Below are 19,204 nucleotides of genomic sequence, written 5' to 3' on the forward strand. Positions count from 1 at the left end.
CGGCTGGAACCTTTGCGTTAAGGACGCTTATTTTTTTCTTCTTTGATTTCTTTGAGAAGTATGTATATCGCTAAGATGAAATCCCGCTTACTTTGTCTAAAATATCTAGAATGTCCGTCTCCCGTATTCCCTCCTTTCTATACTCTTATCATAACACGTATCATTATACGTATTGATAGTTTTTTGATATTTATTGGAAATTTATAGTGTAAAATGTATTAATTGTATGGATATTTATTATTGAATTAATTGGAAAAATGTAATATAATGATTTATTAATTCAAAGGAGGTATAGTGCCGTGGATGTAAAAAGTAATAAGGTTGGAAAATATCTTGATGGGAAAATAAGAGAATATTTCAGTGTTAAGCATAAACAACTAACTGTTACACAATGCTCGGAATTTATTAATAAGCTAAAAGAGGGACATACAAAAGAAGACTTAGAGTCAATGAGTGTTATTTTGGAGGGGGAAATAGAACAAAGTAAGTTATTTGGTCCAACTCAAACATTCTACAATTCTCTTATTACAATTCTCTTATTACAATTCTAGTGGGTACTTTTATAGCGATGTTTACTTGTTTTTCTGGTTTTTCTTTAAACGCTGCGATGCTTTTTCTTAACGGAGACAAGGTAGGCGATATAAATCAAAAGGCAGATAGTTTAGCGTTTACATTTAATACAGTCTTTGCAAGTGGAGCGATTGTTTTCTTAATATTAATGGTCGTACTCGCTTATGTAGGATTTGCTGTACAGAATTATAGAAATAATTTTGGAAGGTTTCATTTTTATAAGCAAATTATTGATAAGTGTATTGAAAAAAAGGAAACAGAGGAACAAGAAAGAGTAAATAAATTAGCTTCTAGTAGAAAAGGCACATCGAGATATCGTTAATATAATTAAAAAGTAAAAATGAAAAGCTATAAACCATATAGTTTTTGTCGTACAAAAGCCACCTAATAATAGATAGGGACTAATGACAATTATGTTATATAAAACTTCATTTACTGTATTGAGTCTTGTATAACTTTATATAAAAGATAACCGTTCAACATTGGGCAGTTATTTATTTTAGATAAAAAATGATAAGGTACATAAAAATTGGACTAAAAAGAAATGAAGGATATTCACTTTTGTTTTTTATGGATACCTAGGTGTTCCTAGAAGTTTTGAATTAGGAAAATTAATTTACCCTGCCTTATACTGAATGCAAGTAAGGGGCTGGTAAACAAGGAAGTTTTTACTCTTTTCTTGGTCACTGACGTAAAGCGCTTAGTTTAAAGTATATAGTGCGGTGATTGAGAAAAGAATGAGAGTAATCTTTATTCTCGAAGAGATACTTTATACGGTTTGTTCTCTCTCTCATCCACTCTAGAGCGGTCACCTTTCGGTGATGGTTTTATTTTTTTTGTAGGATTCACCATTTTTTTGCCGAATAGATTATTCAGAAAGGAGTGGTATAAATGAGGGAATTTATAGCTACAGCAAGACCGAATAATATTTTTTATGGAGATATTTTCAAAATTCATGATCAGGGTTGTTTAATTTTTGGGAGTGGAAAAAGTCAGGCGTCTCGAATCGCTTCTAATTCTCTTGTAAATGAAGATGCAGAAGTTGGCCTTGATTTTGCTTGTTTAACAAGAGAAGATAATCAGTTATACGGGCATTATGAATTTGAAATTCGTGCGCCTCACATAGAAGATCCGATACATGAGAGAGTGAAATTAGATTATTTTATCCGTATGTTGGATGAAAAAGAAACAGCAAAGGTGTTTCAAAATAAAGAGTTAAGAATCATCAATGTAGGTTATGCTGAATTTGTCCAGTTATCTACTTTTAATATTACTTTTGTAGCGCCAAGCCTTATTCCAAAACCACCAGGATTTCCGGAAACTGAAACAAATCACCGAAAGAGAATGGAAAAATTTATTAATTTAACAAATGGAACTGATATAGCAGGCTTTTTATTAGTTCCATGGACTGAAAGGGTAGAAGGAAAAGCTGAGATGATTGAAAAGTATATCTTAGAAAATCTAAAAAGATAAAAAGTATTCGTTTGGCTGTTTTTTCTTTGTTATATAGAAATTACACATTAACGCTCATCTGCGATGTGTAGTAGGAGACTGTTGGATGAGGTAATTAATTACTAAGACCGACTACTTCAATGGAGTTAGGATATGTATTTAGGATTGACTGTTTTAGGCGCTGCCGTGACCTAGGTGGCGTCTTGTTTGTTGTTAAGGAAAGATAACAAAACAAATGAACACAATGAACGGAAAATTAAGTACCCTTTCAAAAATAGTCGTTTTTATTTTGTATAATGAATCTAATTAGAAAAGGGGGATGTTGGTGTGAGGAATTTGAGTCGTTTTACTAAACCGTATTTCGAAACGAGAGGGGAAAAAGAAAACGGAACATACGAAGTAGTTAGGCATAAAGGTAATGAGGAACTTCCGTTCGAAGAAAAATTCAATTCATTAAAAGAAGCTAGGATGTTCATTTATCAGTATGCTCATAAGAATCCAGAATGGTTAAATATAAATGGTGATATAAGTGAATTTAACTTTAAAGAGGATAGAAAACAAAATCCTTGGCATGGAAACGTTATTGAAAAGGTATATAAAGTGCTATATAAAGATTTAAATGAATGGAATGAGTGATTATCAAAGTAGCGAATCCGCTACTTTTTATTTTATAAAGGAATTAACGTAGAGCGGGATTAGACAAATTATTTCCTATTAACGTAGAAGATGGTGGGTGAATGGCAAGGGTTAGGATTCTAAATGAAAAAGACAATGAAACATATTACCTCGTTACTTATGATTCTAATACTTGCTGGTTCTTTTTCTGCAAGTGCTTCTGCTGATAGAATACTTGATTTACCGAAATAACCATACCGTAACGGTGTAGGTGCTTATGAGGGCGTTGTAGCTCATTCTACAGCTACCCCAGAAGCTTCAGCTATTAATATTCATCCTTCTAAAGGGTTATGGACACATAAGGATATTACTTATAAATTAGGTGGTACAGACCATGAAGATCCAATTGATTTTCTTCGTAGTCATGGTGTATCAGAGGCTAAATTCCGAGCAGACGTGTTAAAGGCTTATAACGGGAACTCTGTTACAGTGGATGCTAAACCAGAAAAACCAAATGAAGTACCTGGGACAGTAGAGGGGAATGGTGTTGCATATATCGAGGGATACAATGTAAATCTTCGTTCGGGACCACCAACGGATAATAGCGTTATTCGTAAACTGCAAAAAGGAGAGGCTTATAAAGTATGGGGCAAATTAGGAAACTGGTTAAATCTTGGTGGTAACCAATGGATTTATTATGACTCCTCATACATCCGTTATAATGGGACGTATGCTTCAACTGTAGCTGGTAAAAGGGTTATTTCTAAAGTGGATAATTTACGTTTCTATGAATCTCCATCTTGGCAGGATAAAGATGTTGTAGGTACTGTTGATGTGGGGTTAGGATTTACCATTGATGCAAAAGTAAGTGTTACTGGATCACCACAATATAAAGTACATAATAGTAAACGCAAAACATACTATATATCAGCAAATGAAGCCTAGGTATATGTGAAGTGAAAAAAAGCCGACTCAATTGAAGTGCCCCCAATTGAGTCGGCTCTTTTATTTGTATTACTAATATGTTGTGTTCATTTGTTTCTCTTTTAATTGTGCAGTTGTTAATTCTATTGTTTACGTCTTTATCCTGCTTACTTGTTTTCTTAGCGTTTCCTTGCTTTCATAACTACTTTACTTTCTAATTCCATCATTTCAAATGTATCACCGTTAAAGGATTTTATCTTGAATTCGGCATATGGTGGTAAGTCTATACCTTCTTTCTCTGAACCATGCTCTATAAACTTCTTATACGTGAAAGTCATTATTTTCTTAATCCCATCGTACTTCCATTCACCCAACATATGAGTTTGTTTACGCTCTTCTTTGTCTTCACTCTCATACATTAAGAATGTACCATCCTTCTTTAAGTCAAAACCTAAATTAAATTCACCATTTCTATATGTACCCCAATCAGCGACTAACTCTTTACCGTTTGCGGAGATATTAACAGTTCCTTCATTAGCTTCTTTTATTTCTTTCTGTTTCTTATCCATTACTTTCTGTTGTACTCCAGGGAATTCTTTTTCAAAATCTTCGAATGATGTTTCCCACAGTTCAGGTCCAGAGTCTATATCACGCATACCTTTTTCTAAAACTTCTTTTAGTCTTGCAGTACTAATACTACCAACCATAAACTTTCTAACATCTTCTTCTACTCGGTTTAAGCCTTCTCTACTATCTTTTATACCCAATTTTATAACATACTCTTGGAACTCTTCATGCTTTTTAGGTGGGTTTATAGATTCTAACTCATTTAGTACCAGTCTTGTATCTGTAATCGCATCTATAGTAGGTTTTGTAAGTTCCCCACCATCATCAAACATTGTTTTAATTTCTTTATCTAGTCTATCTATTTCTTGTTGTAAGTCCATACGTAACTCAAATAAACGAGTGACATATTCTTTTTCTGATAGTTTCTTTGCACTAACGTCTTTCTTACCTACCTTATCTGTAGGATATCCCTCAACATTATCTATATCCTTCTTAGATTTGTCTGTATCGGATTTCTCTTCTTTACTATAGGAGTCTAATTGGATTTCTTCTTTCGGTTTAGACTTCTTTTTCGCTTCTTCTTGTTCAGACTTGATTGTTGCTAATGCACCTCTTAGTTGTTGCTCAATTTGTTCATCACTATAGTGCATTTTATTCATGTCTTCTATTAATTTGTCAGCTTTAAAATGTTTATCTACCAGTTTATACTCTGATTGCGTTAGTCCATATGTTTCTGTAGTACAACCTGCCATTAACATAACAGGTAAAGCTAACATTATTAGTTTCTTTGCTTTCATTATATATACTCCTTTTCAAAATAATTGTAATTAATTAACATATGAAACCATAACATAAATTACCGTAAATAAGATATACAAATATTCCATCCTTTCTTGATAAGGTAGCGGTGAATGATTTAACACAATATAAAGTGAAAAACTCAAAAAGTAGTATCTTCTATATTACAGCTAGTTCAACATATGTAGAGATACCATAAAATAAAAAAGCCCTTCTCGAATGAGAGGGCTTTGATATTTTATAAGTCAAATTGAACTTGTTGACCATCAGTAATCGTATCATACGACTTTTGCTGGTAGGTTGAACTTGTAATGAATTTGACATTAGTAATATCTTTTGGATCTCCATTGAAGAACAAACCTAGGACACGTTCTTGCTTAACTTTTCCAAAGTAATCAAAAGAAGTGTTTTTTTCTGTAATGAAATTACGATTCGCTTCTAATTGTTCGCCATTACTTAGTACAACCTTATCAAAATTAGGGAAGCTAATATTCTCATCTGAGGTATTTTCCACAGTGTAAATAACTTGAATATAATTTAGTTTTCCATCGTTAGTAGGTGTAGCTTGATAGACTTCTTTAGCCGCATTTAACGTTTGTTCTGAAAGGTCAGATAGTTCGAAAAGCTTGATGTTTTGAACAGTCATTTTAATTGGAGCTACATCAATAGTTTGATTAACTTCTTTAATTTTCATTAGCTCAATAACTCCGCCTTGAGCATTGTATTTTTGCTTTTCTCCAACTTTAGTTAGTACTGTTTTTTCGTTAGTCTTCGAATTGCTTTCTTTAATACCTTTTTGGTCTGAGGCAGTAGGTGCACCCTTTTCTTCTGTTTTTTCTTCTGAGCCACAAGCCACAAGTGCTATGGAGAAAAATACAGATACAAGTAATAATAGATACTTTTTCAAATTAGTTCCTCCTAAAATATATTGCAATATTAAGTATAGCAGATATATGTTAGTTTTATAGGTTAAAATTTGATTTTAAGGAAAAATATTCTTCATTTAAGTTAACTTGAGTCAACCTTAGGTGTATAATAAGAGTATAAAGAACAGGAGGTGAACAAAGTGGATTGGTTAATAATCTTAGGAATGCTAACAGCAATCGCAACATTCTTTTCCCAAGTATCAACAATTGTTAAAAACAGCGTAGATACATACTACAAAATCAAAGAGGAAAAAGAAAAAAAGAAAAGAGCCGCTCCCACCAAGAAGTCGACTCCGAATAACACCACAGGGGAGAGTAATCTCCCTTGTAACTAAGATTATAACACATTCCATATAATATGATGAAAAAGTTTATTTGGACGAATATTCCCGTAGTTTTGATTTTAGGATTTATCTTAGCAATACTGGATTATGACAATCTAAATACATGGGGCTATGTCTTAATAGTATTTAGCATAATATCGTTTATACTAATGATTGTAAATATAATTACTCTCTATATATATAAAGGAGAAGAAAAATGTATAACTTTGAAACAAAGGAAGAACTAATAAAATTCGTAAATGATGAAATTGTGAATACTTCAGAGGCATTGGGGATTTTAGAATGCTCGAGGCAGAATTTAAATAAGTTGGTGAAGTCGGGGACATTAGTGCCGATTAAAGAGATGGTTCGAGATAGGCTGTTTTTTAAAAAGGATATTTTAAATAGGAAAGAACAAATGAAAAAATAAAAAGTTATTACGGTAATACTATATATAACAATTTCATTTTGTATAATCGCAAAATATAGTATTATATAATGTTTTGGTAATAATTACAATAAATTAAATGATTTTTTAATGAAAATGTAGTAAAATATAATTAGAAGTAAATTAACCTCAATATAGAAAGGGGGACTACAACCATGAAAAATATTACAGCATTCGATGTAGCGAATTATTTTCTTAGTAAAAGTAAACCGAACACAGAATATTCTATAACACATCTTAAGTTGCAAAAATTAGTGTATTATGCGCAAGGTTGGCATATGGCATTAAATAATGGAGAAGCACTTTTTGATAATGAAATTCGTGCTTGGGTTCACGGTCCTGTATGTCCCGATTTGTACACAGAGTATAGAGAGTATCAATATTTCGAGATTCCTCCAACTGAACAGCCACAGGCAATAGTAAATGATGAATTAGCTAAAAAAACTTTAGACTTAGTTTGGAAGGTTTATGGTGAATATGATGGTAAGTTTTTAGAAGAACTCACTCATCAAGAATCGCCTTGGATTAATGCTAGAAAAGGGTTCGCACCCAATGAGAATAGTAATGAATTAATATCCAAAAAGATAATGAAAAAATACTTTAAAAAAATTTTGGAATAACAGACAAGATTGTCTTGTCTGTTTTTTTATTGGAGTGTGATTGTATTCTTGAGTAGGAAGTTTAATTTTGTAAAAAAGAAACTATTGGAATTAAAGAATAAATTGGAAATTTGCAAAGGGAAATTTAATACTTATAAAGGAAAGATAATTGATCAAATACAGGTCATTAAAGAGAAGATAGAAACCTATAGAAGGTGGATATCTGAGCAACTATCTAAAGAGAATTTATTTGTACAAAAATATTATTTAATATATAAAATCACTACGGGCAAAGGGGCATTTTTTAGTGGGGTTTTAATAATAATCCTACTATACTTATTTTTAATGTTAATACAGGTGATTTTTGATCTGAATGGTTTAATTTATCCTAATAATGTACAAAACTTAGGTAAGACGATAACTGATTTATTAAAATATATCTTGCCAATTACAATAACGATATATACTTTTTCGTATAGAGAGAGGAAACAAATAGCGTCCTCAATTATTAGTAGTACAATAGAAAACATACAGTTGAATTTATTTATTGTATTTTCGGTATTTTCCTTTTCATTTGGTCTTGTATTCTATACAATATTTGAGTTAAAAGAAATCATATTGTGGATAAAAACTATCTCTATTTGGTACATTTTAGTTATTGCTTCAGTAATTTTGTTATATTTTATTGTAAAAAGAGCGTTTCGTAATATAAACATTGTGAAATTATTACCCGAAATCATTGATTTAACTAATAGAGAAATTATTGTTTTTAAAGAAATGATAAATATTTGGGATGGAGAAAAAAAAACAAAGGTTCATAAAATTTTAAAAGAACAAAAAAAGAGAATCCATGCGCATATGGAAAGTGTTTATCAAATGTTGAGTTATATGAACGAAAAAAATATGAATTTAATATTTGAAGAAATGTTAACTGATATAAAGGAACCTTTAAATGTTTTTAATAGTATCGATTTCTTTGAATTAGAAGAAGGAGAGCCTTTGAATGAAGAGAAACTCCGGGTATATAGAGAGTTATATCAATCAATTCTAAGTAATCATGTAAAGCTAGTCGTAAAGCTGTTTAATGATAACAAAATAATTAAAGGTCAAGAAACTCTTAAGATGTTAGTCGAAGAGCTTAAGCCAAAAAACAATAACAATGTATTATATCAATGTTACAATCAAGAGTTGTTTGATCTGACATCTAATTTTAAATTGGATGATTTACATAAATTTAATTTGTTATTGGAATCATTAAACAACATAGAAAAAGATAAAATAGGAAAAGTGTACCAAAACTTAATCTTACGTGCTGTTGAAAGCAAAGATGTAAAATTTTTATGTAACATTATATATTCAGTTGTAAGAGAAGAGAAAAAAAATTCGGATAGTTCGCTTACTATTTTAGAACGCATGTCTTTGAGATTTGTGCGAACAAGGATTATTCAAAAAGATATTCATTTAATTTTGAAAGCTATTTTAAAAAGTATAGAGTTAGGTCATCATTCTTGTGCGGGTTTTTTAATAAAGTTTTTAATAACAAGATTTGAAAGTAAGGATGTAAAATTAGCTTTAAATAAATTTGGAAAAGAAAATGCGACAGTTTCATCTGATTTTTCAGAAAATGAACAAGAATCTTTTATGGAAACCGATGAACAAAAAGTTGATTTCAATTTCAATATACAAACTTTCGAATACTGTTTTTATAAAATGAAAATCTTAATCTATGGTCAACAAAAATATGCAGTTTTAAAAAGTCTACCTGGAGATAGTAAAAAAGATATTGAAGATAATTATATAGATATACAAGGTATAAAAGATGATTGTGAGTATATAGAATACCTGCTTGATAAAATTGTTAATAGAAAAGTAGATTATGGATTACTGTATATCCAAAATAATAAATTTATGTTTTCTTTAAAAATGGATTTAAAAAGAAAGGAAATAAAAAGCCCTACTTAAAACAATAGGGCTTTTTATTATTTATAAGGGTGTGAAATTGATGAACTATTAATATGTTATAGTGAATTTAATATAATGAATTGTATATTTTATATTAAAGAGTTGGAAAGTAAATTTGTGTATAAAGTTTTAAATTATTTACACCCACAAATCCACCCACAATTCACCCACAAAATTAAAAAAAGTGATGAATCACTATGAAACATCACTTTTATAAAGCCTTGATAAATCAACATTTTAGGCGCAATTTAAAACTGGATGAATCCAGAGGATATATTCCGTACACAAGTTCACCAATGGGAACGCGATTAGTACATGTCTCTATAATAAGAGGTTCAAACCTTTGACGCAAAACGTGTTGAGGGTAAAACACTTTTATTTCAAAGAAGAGTAATTTACCCACAAAACACCAAAAAAAATCAAAATTTCCTGAAACTAACCAAGATAAATTCCTGTTATAAAAAAGAAGGGGAGAAAGCCCCCCTACTTTAAAATTTATTAAAAAATAACTTAATTCATTGATGAAATATTATTGAATTGGTGCACAACTCCAAATGTATTTTCCAACTACTTTTATTTCTGGACAATTTTCTATATCTGTACAATCAAACATTAATGGATGTATACTAGGATTAAAAGAATCTGGTTCTAGGATAATTCTATTATTGGTTTTGTAAATTCTTTTTAAAGTGGCGTCATATCCGTTGATGAGTACAGCGGCTATGTCGCCATTATTTATATTTGTTGTCCTCTCAAGTACAGCTATATGTCCATCATGTACAATTCTATTCATACTGTCTCCGTTTATACGAAGTGCTAATAGTTTTTCAAATCCATATTTATCTAAAATGATATCAGGTACCTGTATATCCCCAATTACATTTTCTATAGCTTCAATTGGTTTACCAGCTGCGATTGTACCATAAATGGGAATATTTCGTTTGGTAATTGCGTGATCTTCAGGACAATAGGATTCATTTTCATCAATAAAGTAAGTTGCAGAGACATTTAATATCTTAGCGATTTGAGATATTTTTGACATTTTAGGGCTTCTTTCACCATTTCTCCACCGCAAAACAGTAGTTCTACTAACAGATAATAATTCAGCTAATTGCTCGTCTGTCATATTATTTTTCTTCATCAATTGAGATAATTTTAAACCGAATGATTTCATGACTTTTTGTCACCTCCGTCTTGATTGATTATATAATTGGTGTGACAAAAATGCAACTTTCTTCGTGATTTGGTAAAAAAATTCTTGACTGTTTTGTCACGTAGTACTATATTTGAATTTGAAAAGAGGTGACAAAAATGCACAAGATGATATTTTTAGAAAGAAAATTAAAGAGAAAAACTATTGAAGAAGTTGCTGATTTTCTTAATGTTTCTCCACGTACATATTGGGCAAAAGAACATAATAAAAGTGAATTCACTCTGAAAGAGGCACATATGTTATCGTGCTATTTAGAGAAATCTATAGAAGAATTATTCCCTGATCTTTTTTTAAATAATTTGTGACAAAAATGCACGTATTTATATCTGGATTATAGGATGTTTTTTTGAGGTATTTTAAACAAAATATCTAATAATCCTACTATTAAAGGTACTTTATATATAGTTTTTACTTAGAAAAGAAGGAAAGAAATCTAAAAAATGAAACGCTAAAGTGTATTTGGTATATAGAAATCTAGATGAAATATAGAATGCTAAATATTCAAGTAGGTGAAAGAGTGATCAAAAGATTATATTTAGAAAAATTAGAAGCAAAGCTTAAAGAAGTGGGTGCAGAATTTTTATTTTGGGATACAAGGGAATTTTAAAAAAGAACGTGCATGTCGAGGATTACTATTCAAAAAGAATTCTATTTTGATCAGTGTTTACAAAAATTTAAAGTGGACGGGAAATGGTATTTTTCGGCTAAAGAAACGAAGGCATTTTTATTAAATTGGCTAACAGAGAATGTGGTGTAAGAAAAGAAAGACTATCGTCTTAAAAAAACAAATCTTATAGGAAATCCTATTGTAAGGAGGATTAATCATGGTTTTTAGAGTGACAAAAAAACAAGGATATGTCAGCAAGAGTACTAATGAGAATAAAGAATTTAGAAATACTAGTTGTTTCGAATCAGAAAAACTTTCGAATAAACAGTTAAAAATGATTTATGCCAAAATTCATATAATAGCATTGAAATATGATGGAGTAATTTCAAAAGAGGAAATCAAAAATAAATTAAAAGTAAAACTTAAAATTCAATCACTGAGTGATCTTACAAGGAAGCAAGCTAATCACGCTATAAAAGTATTAATAGGTTGGGAAATTTAAAGGTTTTGGAGAATAAAACCTTTAATATTCAAGAAGCTTAATATGTTGATTTTAAGAAAAAATCTGGAGGAAGATAAAATGAGTAGTTTGCTAATACAGGATGAGCCATTATTAGTATTACCTCGATTAGCAAGTAAGATTGGATTGAACGAGGCAATTTTTCTTCAACAAATACATTATTGGCTCAAGCGCTCGAAACATTATTATGATGATCGTTATTGGGTCTATAATAGCATTTCAAATTGGCATAAACAATTCCCGTTTTGGAATGAAAGAACGTTGAAACGTATTGTTAAAAATCTAGAAGAGTTTAATTTATTGATAAGTGGTAACTATAACAAATTAAAGTTTGATAAAACAAAATGGTATTCAATAAATTATGACAGACTAGTTGAATTAGAAATAGATAACGTTTGTGACAAATTGTCTCAACGAAAAGAACATATTGTCATGATGGAAAATGATAATATGTCTCAACCAATACCAGAGACTACACAAAAGATTAACTCAGAGAATACCACTCAAAAAGATATAGTAGAGATAATTAATTATCTCAACAGTGTATGTAATACAAGTTATCGTATTTCAACTAAAAAGACACAAATGTTAATTAAATCTAGACTACAAGAGGGATTTAATATAAATGAATTCAAAGAAGTTATTGAGACGAAGGCGAAAGAATGGCTTTATACAGAACAGGCAAAATATTTAAGACCAGAAACCTTATTTGGAACTAAATTTGAGGGATATTTGCAGCAGAGAAAGATGGTGAAATCAAATGGCTTTAACAAAGGTAACAGATATAGTACAAAGTCTTTCGAAGAAAATGAACTTCCTTTCTGAAACATGTGTGATATGTAATCAGGAGAGGAAGCGAATGGTAAGATTGATGGAGATTCAGGGTGAAACGATTTGTCCAGTATGTCGTTTAGAAGAAGAAAATAGAAGATTAGAAAAAGAAATGAATGTTTTTCGTTATGAGAAAGAGGAAAGAAAACGTAAAAGTATATTTTACGATCATAGTCTTATTAAAGATGAAACTATTAAATTAGCTAGATTTTCGACATTTATATCAGAATGTGAAGAGGATGAAAAGAATTTAATTTTAGCTAAAAAGGCTCTTACAGACTATTTAAATGATATTCGATTTAATTTGATTCTTGTGGGGAAAGTTGGAGCCGGAAAAAGTCATATTGCATACTCTATAGCGCATGAAATGAATGAACAAAGTTCGGATAAAGTTATGTATGTTACAAGTTCAGAACTCTTTGATTACATACGTTCGACATTTAATACGCAATCTTGTGAAACAGAGCATAGCATAACAAATATGCTAATTTCTATGGACTTATTAGTCATCGATGATCTAGGAGCAGAGCTAGGGGATATGGATATTAATGATTTAAAAGCAACAGCATTTGTAAATCGTGTGTTATTTAAACTATTTGATGGACGACAAGGGAAAAAAACAATTATCACAACGAATTTAACAGGTGAGGCAATTATAAAAGCGTACGATGAAAGAGTTACATCTCGTATGTTTAATACATATCGACACATAGAATTTAAAAAAACAAGAGATAAGCGTAAGAGAAAATTACCTTTTTAGGAAAAGAATATATATTGTGTAGGAAATATAGATGCAGATGAAAACATATTGTTCAAGAAATTTGTACTGTATGAATTGGTTCTTTTAATTAGCGAGTAAGTGAAGTGATTCGGAAGTTAAGAAAGAATATGAGGAATGGAAAGAGCATTTAATCAGAAATTCCACATATGTACATTGAAAGCAGTTTTTAAGTTTATTCTATATGTTTTAAATAATTAAATGGAGGCATCTTGAAAATGAGAACATATAAAGGATTTGAAGCAATTAAACGAATGAAAACAAATTGGATTACAACAGTACAAGAGACACCGATGTGTTGGAAGATAGAAGGGGAAAGAGTGATTGCTGATTATTTAGGTAAAAAAGAAAGCTATCAACAAATTAATTTCTTTTTTGAGAATGAATTTATAGATTGTAGAGAAACTATTCGAAAAGGAGAACTATTGTATATTGAAAATGAAAAAGGTGAAAAATTCATCGCTGAATATTGTAAAGAAAATGAAAAAGAAATAAAGCATGGTAGTTGGTTCTGGATTAATGGAGAGGAGTTCTCTAATAATTATGGTCATTTTGAAAAGAGTACGAAATTAAAAATTAGGAAAGCTGAAAAAAGTGAAAAATTATTATTTGAAAGGGCAAAATTATTCGCTATCAAAGGGCGTAAAATAGATGAGTTTAGACTTGGTGATGTAGTTGAAAGAGATAATAAATTGTATAAAGTGGCTATTGTAAAAAGTGGAAGTGAATCTCAAATTATAGTAGGATGTGTTCCGATTAATGGGGGTGCAATTTGCTATTATAATTCAAAAGATATAGAGATTCAATTTTTCGTTGAAGATATGGTGGTGTAGCAAGATGAAGTTATTTTTAATTAATCAACTTGTTGAAAATGGAATTTACAAATATAAGGATAAACAATTGTACGAATTAAATAGTGATGAGTTAATAAAATTAATCAAAAATTATAAGGATAAGAAAATAAATGTTAGCAATACAATGTATGAAATAATACATGAGGGATATAAGCCTTAATAGCAAATCATTGTAATGATTTTGATATGTGAAATTCAAATTATGATTAAGGATAAATGATAAGAAAGGGGCTTAACATGTTAAATATAGAATTACCAGTATTAAATAAAGAAGCTACTAAAGAAAATGTACTGAAAGCTATAAAGAAATACAGATTATTTATGAAGTGTAATTATCTTAATGAAACGATACTCTCGAAAGAAAATGTATTAAAAGAAAATGCGAAAGAAGAGCGGGTCAATTATATTATTGCGATGAACAAAGGGTTAGAAAAGCTAGATATTGAAAGTGATAGAATAATTATTCAAAAATATTTGTTAAAGAATCGAGTTAATAGATATGAGGTTATGAAAGAGTTGAATTTATCCGAGGGAGATTATTATAGAAAAAGAAATACTGCTTTTTACAACTATGCATATGCATTAGGGATTGAGGTTGAGGATTGTTAAGATTATTAATCATAAATAAGTTTTTAATATGGATTATAACCACCTGTGTAAACAAACAGGTGGTTATTTTTATGTAAAAAAATGATGAAAAAGAGATAAAAACGAATCGTTATATACATATATCATATAAGTACAAAGTAGCAATGATAAATAGTATTAAGGAAGATTTTTTTAAAATAATTTTAGTTTTTGATGAGAAAAAATAAATGGAAATTAAATGTAGATTTAGATGGTCTCTATTTTTAACAATTTTGCTTTGTTATAAGGGTGGGAATGGTATATGCGAGATTTAATTATCCAATATAAAGAAACGTTATGTAAGCTAGAGAGTGCAAAAATAAGTGCAAAAGAAGAAGAGATTAAAATATTAACAAGTATGATTAGTGATGTCACATATGCTTTGGAGTGGATGAAGAATGCAAAGATGCCGGGTAATCGCAGGGGAATAGAACGTAGAGCTGCTTATCAACGAGAAAAATCATATGATTCCTTGTTAATGCAAAGGTATTTTCGTAGTACTGATACAACATATGAATGGGATGATGAAAACAAAGAAAGTGTCATTTCAGAATGGGAAAGAATAAAACTAGAAGATGCGCTCTCTACTTTGACAAAATATGAAAGAGAAATATATATCATGTCAAGAGGAAGAGGCATTACACAAGAGAAAATTGCTAAATATTTGAATGTTTCAAGAAGCACAATTAAAACGATTCTATATAGATCTGAAATAAAAATTGCTAAACAAGTAAGAAAAAGTCTTTTCTGCGAAAGTAGTTAAGGCTTTTTTTCATTTACAAATACATTCTTGTCACCATAGTGCCACCTATAAATAGAGAGTAATAAAATAAGTTTAAATGAAATATAAAAAATGAAGAATGGATACTAGCAAAAAGAAAGAGTGATCCAAAGGATATCTATAAATTAAATGAGAGATTTTAAAAGTGACGGCATCTTTTTATTTACTACAAAATAGGCAGTAGTACATGAAAAACTACAGAAGGATGCGATTAGATGTTAGAACAAGATATAGAAACAATGCCAATATGTTCAATTTGTCTTGAAAAATGTTTGTGGGTTTTGAAATTTCCAATCACAATTCAGTATTGTGAACAAATATTAATTCGTGAGGTAGTTGACGACAATATAACAACAATATGTATTGAGTGTTTAGAAAAAGAAGTACAAATGATGAGTTAAAACGGGAGGGAATGCTAGTGGCGCGACCAATGAAATTGAATGATGAGCTGATAAATAGGTTGACCCAATATATTAAAGTAGGGAATTATATTGAAACCGCATGTGCGTTAGTTGGAATTAGTAGAAGTATAGTTTATGTTTGGTTAAAACAAGGGCGTAGAGCAATTGAAACGAGTGAAAAGACAGGTGAAGTAATACCGAGAAAAGATAAGATTTATGTGAAGTTAGTCATGGAAATTGATCAGGCATTAGCATTTAGTGAAGCTAGAGACGTTGAGACAATTGGGGAGCATGCAAAATCTAATTGGAAAGCCGCAGCATGGAGATTAGAAAGAAAATTCCCAACTAAATGGGGAAGGAAAGATCAATTGCAAGCAAACGTAAATCATTCAGGAGAAATGAAAGTAGAGCATAATAAAATGGCCATGAAAATTGGGTGTGATGAGGAAATGCTTGATTTAGCTATGAAATTATTTGAGAAAGTTCAAGGAGGAGAATTACAATCATGACACGGATGAATATGCATAAGTTAATAGATGAAAATACATTTAAGGAATTGGCAAAAGTGAACTACCCCTTTCTATGTTCAGTATACACATAAGGGATTCTATAAACATGCAAAACACACAAAATTAATAACAAAGATTTGCCAAGATTTAATTGAAGAGAAATTATCGACTAATAGATTAATGGTGTTTATGCCACCTAGGCATTCAAAATCACAGTCTATAACAGAAACATTGCCAAGTTGGTATTTAGGAAAGTATCCAAATAAGAGAGTTATAGAGGTATCTTATGCATCAAGTTTAGCTGAAAAGTTTGGTAGAAGAAATCGTGCTAAGATTGAAGAGTTTGGTAAAGAAATATTTAACATTAGAATTGATGAGCGACAAGGTTCAGTAACAGATTGGGCAATACATAACCACTCTGGTGGAATGTTGTCTGTAGGAGTTGGTGGTTCAATTACAGGGGAAGGAGCAGATTTATTAATTATTGATGACCCTATTAAAAATCGCCAAGAGGCCGAATCAATTACATACCGAAATCGACTATGGGATGAATGGGAAGATACTCTATCTACACGTTTACAAAAAGGTGCAAAGGTAATTCTAATTTTGACGCGATGGCATGAGGACGATTTAGCTGGTAGATTGTTAGAGAAAGAACAAGAGAAATGGACTATGTTATCAATTCCTGCTATAGCAGAGTCAAGGGATGATCCATTGAACAGAGAAATAGGCAGAGGTTTATGGGTTGAACACTATGGCCAAAATTATTATGAAGATAAAAAGAAGTTTTCCTCTGCACGCTCTTGGTTATCTTTATGGCAACAAAAACCATCGAGTGATATAGGGAATATTTTTAAAAGGAACTGGTTTCAATATTATGATGTGTTACCAAATTGGGAACAATTTGATCAAATTATTACTTCCTGGGATATGGCTTTTGATAATACTACAAATAAAAGTTCATTTGTGGTCGGACAGATTTGGGGGAAAATAGATGGAGACAAATATTTAATTGATCAAGTGAGAGCGCAAATGAATTTCCTAGAAACAAAGAAAGCATTTGTTGTTTTTCATCATAAATATGAGTCGATTCTTCGGAATTCTGGTTTTAAAAAGTCCATTCCGAAATTAGTTGAAAAAAAAGCAAATGGCCCTGCTATTATTAGTTCATTGAAGAATGAAATAAGTGGTATTATTCCTATAAATCCACAGGGTTCAAAAGAAACACGTGCTGAGGCGATATCCCCTGAATTTCAATCTGGAAATGTATATATACCTAATCCTAAAATACAATCTTGGGTATATGATTATGTAGATGAATTAGCTTCTTTCCCATCTGGTAAGCATAATGATCAAGTAGATACAACGTCACAAGCCTTAGAATACTTTTTTACTAAGCAAAAAAAAATAATGGGTGGAAAAATAAAAAGAGTTTAGCTGAACATGTAATGTTCAGCTTTTTTATATTGGTAAAGTTTTTATGAAAAAGATTGAATAGATGATTTGTATATGAAAGGAGGCATAGGTTTTATGGTTGAGAAGAAAGCAATTAAGAATGTGAAAGTACTTAAATTACAAAATCGTGAGATGAATTTACGTAATGAGGAACTTCAAAGTAAACAAATGGCAATTGATCCATTTGCACAAGTGTACGGTGATAAGGAACTAGTAAAGCCTCCATATGATATGCAAGTATTATTAAATTTGAGAGAAAGTAACCCTATTCACTCGGCATGTATTAGTGCAAAAGTAAATGATATTGCTGGTATGGGATTTGATTTTGCACCGCTAGATGAAGTGACAGAGGCAAATCAAGAACAATATAAAGAATTAAAGCGTTTTATGAGGTATTGCAACAATGAAATGACAAGTAGCGAAATACTTAGGGCAGTTTGGGAGGATTATGAAACTGTAGGTTGGGGAATTATAGAGGTTGTTCGTAACTTGAAAGGTGAACCAGCGCAGCTTCACCATATTCCAGCACATACGGTACGTGCGCATAAAGATAAGATTCGATTTGCGCAAATTGTAAATAATGAGGAGAGATGGTTTAAACGATTTAGTTATCCATATGATTTTAGGTTAGTAGATGGAGAAACAATTAGTGATAGCTTAAATGAAAACTCGTTATTAGACACTGAAGAAAAAGCTGGTGAAGTTATTGTAATTCGTAAATTTGGTTCTAGATCATCATACTATGGTATTCCGGATTATGTGAGTTCTATTGGTTCCATTGTAGGATCACAAGCTGTAAGAGATTACAATATTAATTATTTCACTGGTAAAACAATTCCAGATGCTGTTTTGTTTGTTGAGGGTGTTGATGAAATAGATGATTCAGTTGAAAGAGAATTAAAAACATTTTTCTCTGTCGAAACAAAAGGAGAACATCATAAGTTAGCAGTTGTTCCTGTCCCTGAAGGAGCCAAAGCTCGCTTAGAGAAATTAGGGCCTGATGTCAAAGAAGCGAGTTTTCGTTTATATCGTCAAGATAATGCTATGGAAATTTGTGTAGCTCATCGGGTGCCACCATATAGAATTGGTTGGGCTATGACAGGATCACTTGGGCAGACGACAGCAAAAGAAATGAATGAAATGTATAAAAGATCAATTATTGAACCGGGTCAACAAATTTTAGAACATCGATTAAATACACAATTATTTAAAGAGTTTTCAGGAACATTAGGGGAATTGGATTGGCAGTTTCAATTAAATGAAATTGATACAGATGATCGAGCGAGTGATATGCAATATGCAATAGACGGATACGAAAAGAGTATATTAACAAGAAATGAATGCCGAAAGGTCATTGGATACGAACCGGTTCTAGAAGGAGATAAATTTTTAAATGAAGATTCAAATTCGATTTAGTAGTCTTGCTAGAAAGTAGGAATATATT

23 protein-coding genes and 2 pseudogenes are annotated in these 19,204 nt (G+C 30.8%); 22 read left to right on the forward strand and 3 right to left on the reverse strand.

Going from position 1 to position 19,204, the window contains the following annotated elements:
- Nucleotides 1–299: 299 nt before the first annotated feature.
- The 5 genes and pseudogenes from DOS87_RS30100 to DOS87_RS12315 all read left to right on the forward strand — a co-directional run bounded on the left by DOS87_RS30100 (nucleotide 300) and on the right by DOS87_RS12315 (nucleotide 3,582).
- Nucleotides 300–551, forward strand: a complete 252-nt coding sequence (locus tag DOS87_RS30100) for a hypothetical protein (protein WP_261795659.1) — start codon at nucleotides 300–302, stop codon at nucleotides 549–551.
- 17 nt (nucleotides 552–568) lie between these two features.
- Complete coding sequence (locus tag DOS87_RS30105) at nucleotides 569–892, forward strand: hypothetical protein (protein ID WP_261795660.1); 324 nt, start codon at nucleotides 569–571, stop codon at nucleotides 890–892.
- Between the two features lie 569 nt (nucleotides 893–1,461).
- Nucleotides 1,462–2,043 (forward strand): hypothetical protein, encoded by a 582-nt coding sequence (locus DOS87_RS12305; RefSeq protein WP_208730272.1) that lies wholly within the window; start codon nucleotides 1,462–1,464, stop codon nucleotides 2,041–2,043.
- Between the two features lie 306 nt (nucleotides 2,044–2,349).
- The gene (locus DOS87_RS12310) at nucleotides 2,350–2,658 is read left to right on the forward strand and encodes a hypothetical protein (protein WP_395938951.1); all 309 of its coding nucleotides are present in this window, start codon (nucleotides 2,350–2,352) and stop codon (nucleotides 2,656–2,658) included.
- 123 nt (nucleotides 2,659–2,781) lie between these two features.
- A pseudogene (locus DOS87_RS12315) lies at nucleotides 2,782–3,582 on the forward strand (hypothetical protein).
- 158 nt (nucleotides 3,583–3,740) lie between these two features.
- Here the strand turns inward: DOS87_RS12315 and DOS87_RS12320 are convergent.
- A complete protein-coding gene (locus DOS87_RS12320) occupies nucleotides 3,741–4,925 on the reverse strand; it encodes a DUF3994 domain-containing protein (protein WP_208730273.1) in 1,185 nt (394 codons plus the stop codon).
- Nucleotides 4,926–5,014: 89 nt separating this feature from the next.
- Between DOS87_RS12320 and DOS87_RS30110 the strand changes: the two are divergent.
- Nucleotides 5,015–5,125, forward strand: a pseudogene (locus DOS87_RS30110) (N-acetylmuramoyl-L-alanine amidase); the annotation flags it as partial.
- 39 nt (nucleotides 5,126–5,164) lie between these two features.
- On the opposite strand, the gene DOS87_RS12325 reads toward DOS87_RS30110, so the two are convergent.
- The gene (locus tag DOS87_RS12325) at nucleotides 5,165–5,833 is read right to left on the reverse strand and encodes a hypothetical protein (RefSeq protein WP_208730274.1); all 669 of its coding nucleotides are present in this window, start codon (nucleotides 5,831–5,833) and stop codon (nucleotides 5,165–5,167) included.
- A gap of 159 nt (nucleotides 5,834–5,992) precedes the next feature.
- On the opposite strand from DOS87_RS12325, the gene DOS87_RS12330 reads away from it, so the two are divergent.
- The 4 genes from DOS87_RS12330 to DOS87_RS12345 all read left to right on the forward strand — a co-directional run bounded on the left by DOS87_RS12330 (nucleotide 5,993) and on the right by DOS87_RS12345 (nucleotide 9,184).
- Entirely contained in the window at nucleotides 5,993–6,187 is a 195-nt protein-coding gene (locus tag DOS87_RS12330; protein ID WP_208730396.1) for a hypothetical protein, read from the forward strand.
- 205 nt (nucleotides 6,188–6,392) lie between these two features.
- Nucleotides 6,393–6,605 (forward strand): DNA-binding protein, encoded by a 213-nt coding sequence (locus tag DOS87_RS12335; RefSeq protein ID WP_208730275.1) that lies wholly within the window; start codon nucleotides 6,393–6,395, stop codon nucleotides 6,603–6,605.
- A 173-nt stretch (nucleotides 6,606–6,778) separates the two neighbouring features.
- Entirely contained in the window at nucleotides 6,779–7,243 is a 465-nt protein-coding gene (locus tag DOS87_RS12340) for a Panacea domain-containing protein (RefSeq protein WP_208730276.1), read from the forward strand.
- Between the two features lie 48 nt (nucleotides 7,244–7,291).
- Entirely contained in the window at nucleotides 7,292–9,184 is a 1,893-nt protein-coding gene (locus DOS87_RS12345) for a hypothetical protein (protein ID WP_261795661.1), read from the forward strand.
- A gap of 529 nt (nucleotides 9,185–9,713) precedes the next feature.
- On the opposite strand, the gene DOS87_RS12350 is transcribed toward DOS87_RS12345, so the two are convergent.
- Nucleotides 9,714–10,358 carry a LexA family protein gene (locus DOS87_RS12350; protein WP_000834513.1) on the reverse strand — a complete coding sequence of 215 codons (645 nt, stop codon included), beginning with the start codon at nucleotides 10,356–10,358 and terminating at the stop codon, nucleotides 9,714–9,716.
- 137 nt (nucleotides 10,359–10,495) lie between these two features.
- Between DOS87_RS12350 and DOS87_RS12355 the strand changes: the two genes are divergently transcribed.
- The 12 genes from DOS87_RS12355 (at nucleotide 10,496) to DOS87_RS12410 (ending at nucleotide 19,176) form a co-directional block, all read left to right on the forward strand.
- On the forward strand, nucleotides 10,496–10,702 hold the full coding sequence (locus DOS87_RS12355; protein ID WP_000549412.1) for a helix-turn-helix transcriptional regulator: 207 nt from the start codon (nucleotides 10,496–10,498) through the stop codon (nucleotides 10,700–10,702).
- 519 nt (nucleotides 10,703–11,221) lie between these two features.
- A complete protein-coding gene (locus tag DOS87_RS12360) occupies nucleotides 11,222–11,506 on the forward strand; it encodes a hypothetical protein (protein WP_000231992.1) in 285 nt (94 codons plus the stop codon).
- Between the two features lie 78 nt (nucleotides 11,507–11,584).
- Nucleotides 11,585–12,349, forward strand: a complete 765-nt coding sequence (locus DOS87_RS12365) for a conserved phage C-terminal domain-containing protein (RefSeq protein ID WP_000096617.1) — start codon at nucleotides 11,585–11,587, stop codon at nucleotides 12,347–12,349.
- Nucleotides 12,333–13,115, forward strand: coding sequence for an ATP-binding protein (locus DOS87_RS12370; RefSeq protein ID WP_025117877.1), 783 nt, complete (start codon nucleotides 12,333–12,335; stop codon nucleotides 13,113–13,115). The genes DOS87_RS12365 and DOS87_RS12370 overlap by 17 nt, the downstream gene beginning before the upstream one ends.
- A 236-nt stretch (nucleotides 13,116–13,351) precedes the next feature.
- On the forward strand, nucleotides 13,352–13,966 hold the full coding sequence (locus DOS87_RS12375) for a hypothetical protein (RefSeq protein WP_208730278.1): 615 nt from the start codon (nucleotides 13,352–13,354) through the stop codon (nucleotides 13,964–13,966).
- A gap of 4 nt (nucleotides 13,967–13,970) precedes the next feature.
- Nucleotides 13,971–14,147 (forward strand): Fur-regulated basic protein FbpA, encoded by a 177-nt coding sequence (locus DOS87_RS12380; RefSeq protein ID WP_080990927.1) that lies wholly within the window; start codon nucleotides 13,971–13,973, stop codon nucleotides 14,145–14,147.
- A 77-nt stretch (nucleotides 14,148–14,224) separates the two neighbouring features.
- Nucleotides 14,225–14,596: an ArpU family phage packaging/lysis transcriptional regulator gene (locus tag DOS87_RS12385; RefSeq protein WP_208730279.1), complete on the forward strand. Its 372-nt coding sequence runs from the start codon at nucleotides 14,225–14,227 to the stop codon at nucleotides 14,594–14,596.
- Nucleotides 14,597–14,876: 280 nt separating this feature from the next.
- A complete protein-coding gene (locus DOS87_RS12390) occupies nucleotides 14,877–15,377 on the forward strand; it encodes a sigma-70 family RNA polymerase sigma factor (RefSeq protein WP_001205173.1) in 501 nt (166 codons plus the stop codon).
- 233 nt (nucleotides 15,378–15,610) lie between these two features.
- Nucleotides 15,611–15,796: a hypothetical protein gene (locus DOS87_RS12395; protein WP_098285488.1), complete on the forward strand. Its 186-nt coding sequence runs from the start codon at nucleotides 15,611–15,613 to the stop codon at nucleotides 15,794–15,796.
- Between the two features lie 11 nt (nucleotides 15,797–15,807).
- The gene (locus tag DOS87_RS12400) at nucleotides 15,808–16,305 is read left to right on the forward strand and encodes a hypothetical protein (RefSeq protein ID WP_071714933.1); all 498 of its coding nucleotides are present in this window, start codon (nucleotides 15,808–15,810) and stop codon (nucleotides 16,303–16,305) included.
- Between the two features lie 189 nt (nucleotides 16,306–16,494).
- Nucleotides 16,495–17,742 carry a phage terminase large subunit gene (terL, locus tag DOS87_RS12405; protein ID WP_241667513.1) on the forward strand — a complete coding sequence of 416 codons (1,248 nt, stop codon included), beginning with the start codon at nucleotides 16,495–16,497 and terminating at the stop codon, nucleotides 17,740–17,742.
- A 93-nt stretch (nucleotides 17,743–17,835) separates the two neighbouring features.
- Nucleotides 17,836–19,176 carry a phage portal protein gene (locus DOS87_RS12410; RefSeq protein ID WP_133964324.1) on the forward strand — a complete coding sequence of 447 codons (1,341 nt, stop codon included), beginning with the start codon at nucleotides 17,836–17,838 and terminating at the stop codon, nucleotides 19,174–19,176.
- The last annotated feature ends 28 nt before the right edge of the window (nucleotides 19,177–19,204 follow it).

The sequence above is a fragment of the Bacillus sp. CR71 genome, from assembly GCF_003429245.1.
Lineage (GTDB): Bacteria > Bacillota > Bacilli > Bacillales > Bacillaceae_G > Bacillus_A > Bacillus_A thuringiensis_S.